Origin of the sequence: Flavonifractor porci (genome assembly GCF_037572415.1) — a bacterium.
Taxonomy (GTDB): Bacteria; Bacillota; Clostridia; order Oscillospirales; family Oscillospiraceae; genus Flavonifractor; species Flavonifractor porci.
Genome location: NZ_JBBHLB010000034.1, coordinates 1 through 4,533, shown reverse-complemented (window position 1 = coordinate 4,533; position 4,533 = coordinate 1). Strand labels below are relative to the sequence as shown.

At 63.6% G+C, this 4,533-nt stretch carries 5 protein-coding genes; all 5 read right to left on the bottom strand.

What is annotated here, in order from left to right:
• The coding region (locus tag WHJ28_RS16415; protein ID WP_340043089.1) for a V-type ATP synthase subunit D at positions 1-632 on the bottom strand (632 nt) is incomplete at its 3' end.
• A 3-nt stretch (positions 633-635) separates the two neighbouring features.
• Positions 636-2,018, bottom strand: a complete 1,383-nt coding sequence (locus tag WHJ28_RS16410) for a V-type ATP synthase subunit B (protein WP_340043088.1) — start codon at positions 2,016-2,018, stop codon at positions 636-638.
• On the bottom strand, positions 2,015-3,793 hold the full coding sequence (locus WHJ28_RS16405) for a V-type ATP synthase subunit A (RefSeq protein WP_340043087.1): 1,779 nt from the start codon (positions 3,791-3,793) through the stop codon (positions 2,015-2,017). Before WHJ28_RS16405 ends, WHJ28_RS16410 begins: the two co-directional genes overlap by 4 nt.
• A gap of 229 nt (positions 3,794-4,022) precedes the next feature.
• The gene (locus WHJ28_RS16400; RefSeq protein WP_340043086.1) at positions 4,023-4,337 is read right to left on the bottom strand and encodes a V-type ATP synthase subunit F; all 315 of its coding nucleotides are present in this window, start codon (positions 4,335-4,337) and stop codon (positions 4,023-4,025) included.
• Positions 4,330-4,533, bottom strand: a 204-nt coding sequence (locus WHJ28_RS16395; protein WP_340043085.1) for a V-type ATPase subunit, incomplete at its 5' end; no start/stop codon positions are given. The genes WHJ28_RS16395 and WHJ28_RS16400, both read right to left, overlap by 8 nt.

Below are 4,533 nucleotides of genomic sequence, written 5' to 3'. Positions count from 1 at the left end.
TCCTTGAGGAGCATATCCTTCACCTTCATCAGACGGATGGTGTTGGAGCGCTCGTTCTCGTCCAGCTTCATGGAGATATACTTGATGGCCTCTTCCATCTGGGGGATCTTCACATACTCCAGGGCGTTGACCCGGCGGCGGGTCTTCTCGATCTCCTCCGCCAGCAGCTGGGAGGTCTTTTCGATCTCGGCCAGCCTGAGCATATCCTGAAACACCCCGGACAGGGCGTCCACCGCGCCGTCCAGCTCGCCGGAGGTGTTGGCAAAGCCGTAGGGGTAGATCTCCCCGGCATCGTCGCTCTTGGTCCGGAACTGGTAGACGGGCACGTTGACGCTCATGATGTTCTGGAAGGTCATGTCCAGCTCCACAGACTGCTTGGGGTAGAGCAGGGACTGCTCCAGCATCTCGGAGGACATGAGGGCAGAGGCCACGGTAAAGGAGCCGTGGGCTTTCATCAGCCCGTCCTCCACCTTCTTCCGCAGGGCCCGGTTTTCCCGCACCACGTCCATGAACTGCTTCATCAGCTCATCCCGCTTATCCTTCAGCAGCTTGTGGCCCCGGATGGAGGTCTTGAGCCGGGTTTTCAGCCGGGTCAGCTCCTGCCGGGTGGGATTTACATTAATTGCGGGCATACCTTATCCCTCCTTTTTCGGGAGGTATTTCTCGATATACTCCGGCTTGATGCGCTTCAGCTCCGCCTTGGGCAGCAGGCTCAGCAGATCCCAGCCCAGGTCCAGGGTCTCGATGATGGAGCGGTTCTCATCGGTGCCCTGAGAGACATAGCGCTTCTCAAACTCGTCGGCAAACTTGGCGTACTGCAGATCGGTGGGAGAGAGGGCGGCCTCGCCCAGGATGCTCATGAGCTCCTTGTTCTCCTTACCGGTGGAGTAGGCGGCGAACAGCTGGTTCATGGTGCCTGCGTGGTCCTCACGGGTCTTGCCGGGGCCCACGCCCTTATCCTTCAGACGGGACAGGGAGGGCAGCACGTCCACCGGGGGATTCACGCCCTTGCGGTACAGCTCGCGGGACAGGATGATCTGGCCCTCGGTGATATAGCCGGTCAGGTCGGGAATGGGGTGGGTCTTGTCGTCCTCGGGCATGGTGAGGATGGGGATCATGGTGATGGAGCCCTTCTTGCCCAGCTGACGGCCGGCGCGCTCGTACATGGTAGCCAGGTCGGTGTACAGGTAGCCGGGGTAGCCGCGGCGGCCGGGGACTTCCTTCTTGGCCGCGGACACCTCACGGAGGGCCTCGGCATAGTTGGTGATGTCGGTGAGGATGACCAGCACGTGCATATCCTTCTCAAAGGCCAGGTACTCCGCGGCGGTAAGGGCCATACGGGGGGTGGCGATACGTTCCACGGCGGGGTCGTTGGCCAGGTTGGTGAACAGCACGGTACGGTCGATGGCGCCGGTGCGGCGGAATTCCTGCACGAAGAAGTCGGACTCCTCGAAGGTGATACCGATGGCGGCAAACACCACGGCGAAGTTGGCGGTATCCTCGCCCAGCACCTTGGCCTGACGGGCGATCTGGGCAGCCAGGGCGGCGTGGGGCAGGCCGGAGCCGGAGAAAATGGGCAGCTTCTGGCCGCGGACCAGGGTATTCAGACCGTCGATGGTGGAGATGCCGGTCTGAATGAACTCGTTGGGGTAGTCGCGGGCGGCGGGATTCATGGGCAGGCCGTTGATGTCACGGTACTCCTCGGCCATGATGTCGGGGCCGCCGTCGATGGGACGGCCCATGCCGTTGAACACCCGGCCCAGCATATCGCCGGACACGGGGAGCTGAAGGGGGTGACCCAGGAAGCGGACCTTGGACTGGGCCAGGTTGATGCCGGCGGAGGACTCGAAGAGCTGCACCACCGCGTTATCGCCGTTGACCTCCAGCACCTTACAGCGGCGGATGGAGCCGTCGGACAGCTCGATCTCGGCCAGCTCGTCGTAGGTGACGCCGGAGACCTTGCGGACCACCATCAGGGGGCCATTGATCTCCTGAATGGTACGGTATTCACGGATCATACCTCTTCACCTCCCTTGGCCGCAATGGCCTCGATCTGCTCTTCCATTTCCCGGGCCATATCGGCGTAGACGGCCTTGAACTGGTCGTCGGGCACGCTCTTGGCGCGGCCCATCCGCTCACGGAAGGGAATGGCAAACAGCTCTGCCACAGGGGCGCCCTTCTCGATGGCGGCCCGGCACAGCTTGTCGTAGTCCAGAATCATCTGGATCATCTTGTCCTGGCGCTCGTAGCTGGAGTACCAGTCCACTTCCATAAAGCCGTTCTGCTGGAGGAAGTCCTCGCGCAGCATCTTGGCGGTCTCCAGGGTGAGCTGGTCGCCAGCGGAGAGGGAGTCCTTACCAACCAGCTGCACGATCTCGTTCAGGCTGGCCTCCTCCTGGAGGATGGACATGGACTTGTCGCGGTTGACCATGAACTGGGGACCCAGGTGTTCGTCGTACCAGGGCTTCAGGGAGTCCAGGTACAGGGAGTAGGAGTTCAGCCAGTTGATGGCGGGGAAGTGACGGCGGTAGGCCAGGGAGGCGTCCAGGGCCCAGAACACCTTAACGATACGCATGGTGGCCTGGGAGACAGGCTCGGACAGGTCGCCGCCGGGAGGCGACACAGCGCCCACGGCGGTCAGGGAGCCCCGGCGGTCCTCGTCGGAGCCGATGCACTCCACCATGCCGGCCCGCTCGTAGAACTGGGCCAGACGGGAGGACAGGTAGGCGGGGTAGCCTTCCTCGCCGGGCATCTCTTCCAGACGGCCGGACATCTCACGCAGAGCCTCGGCCCAGCGGGAGGTGGAGTCGGCGATGACGGCCACATGGTAGCCCATGTCGCGGAAGTACTCGGCGATGGTGATGCCGGTATAGATGGAGGCCTCACGGGCGGCCACGGGCATATCGGAGGTGTTGGCGATGAGGACGGTCCGCTTCATCAGGGACTCGCCGGTACGGGGGTCCACCAGCTCGGGGAACTCCCGGAGCACGTCGGTCATCTCGTTGCCGCGCTCGCCGCAGCCGATGTAGACCACGATGTCCACGTCGGACCACTTGGCCAGCTGGTGCTGCATGACGGTCTTGCCGGAGCCGAAGGGGCCGGGGATGGCGGCGGTGCCGCCCTTGGCCACGGGGAACATGGCGTCCACGATGCGCTGACCGGACAGCAGGGGGGTCTTGGGGGGATACTTATGCTTGTAGGGGCGGCCCACACGGACGGGCCACTTCTGCACCATGGTCAGCTGGTGCTTCTCGCCCTGATCGTCCACCAAAACGGCCACGGTGTCCAGCACGGTGAACTCGCCGGACTGGATGGACTGGATGGTGCCGCTCATCTTGGGGGGGATCATGATCTTATGGAGCACCACGCTGGTCTCCTGGACGGTGCCGATGACGTCGCCGCCGATGACCTTGGCGCCGGGCTGGACGGTGGCGTTGAACTGCCACTTCTTCTCCCGGTCCAGGGCGGGGACTTCCACGCCGCGGGGCAGGTTGTTGGAGCCCGCCACCTTCATGATGCCCTCCAGGGGGCGCTGGATGCCGTCGTAGATGTTCTCAATAATGCCGGGGCCCAGCTCCACGGACATGGGGGCGCCGGTGGTCTCCACCACGGCGCCGGGGCCCAGGCCGGAGGTCTCCTCGTAGACCTGGATGGAGGCGGAGTCGCCGTTCATGGTGAGGATCTCACCGATGAGGCGCTGCTCGCCCACGCGGACCACGTCGGCCATGTTGGCGTCGGTCAGTCCGGTGGCCACCACCAGGGGACCGGAGACTTTGACGATTTTTCCGCTCAAATAGCTCAACCTTCTTTCTGGTCGGCGCAAACTTCACATCCTTCGCGTCCCCGTAAACGGGAACACTCACTCGTTCTGTTGCGCCTCCTCCTCCCCGTCCGACCCGCTTGCGCTGGGCTCGGTCGGGGGTGCGGGCGGGTGTGGGCACCCGCCCCTACAGAGCAATGAAAGATCTGCGCGTGTAGGGGACGATGCCCACATCGTCCCATTTGACCCGTGCAGTCAGCAGTTAAAGAATATCCGCTCCCACGGCCCGTTCCACGGCGCTCTTGACGTTGGCCATGCCGATGCCCAGAGAGCCGTCCTTGCCGGGGATGAGGATGATGGCCGGGGTGAGCTCATCCTTGTACCGGGCCACCTCCGCCGTCATACCGGCGGCGTACTGCTCGGTGAGGTAGATCACCGCGTAATTTTCCCTGGCCAGCTGGTGGAGGGTCCCTTTGGCCTCCTCCACGGTCTCGGCGGGAAACACATCCAGCCCCAGGGCCTTGAAGCCCAGCACGCTGTCCTTGTCTCCCAGCACTGCGATTCTGTATTTAGACATAGGCTTCACGCAGCCTTTCCCGGATGGTGTCCCCGTCCAGCCCCGCCATGCGGCCGGACAGAATGGTGCGGATGGCGGTAAACTCGTTCTCCCTGGCATACAGGTAACCGATCACCGCCTGCTCCCCGAAGGGGATGCGGCGGGCCTGGGCCAGGTAGCCCATCACCGCGTTGTCGCACAGGCGCTCAAAGGCGGT

Bases quoted from the DNA above. Each gene is read 5' to 3' on its own strand.
- WHJ28_RS16410 (WP_340043088.1), bottom strand. From the start codon at position 2,018: ATGATCCGTGAATACCGTACCATTCAGGAGATCAATGGCCCCCTGATG.
- WHJ28_RS16400 (WP_340043086.1), bottom strand. From the start codon at position 4,337: ATGTCTAAATACAGAATCGCAGTGCTGGGAGACAAGGACAGCGTGCTG.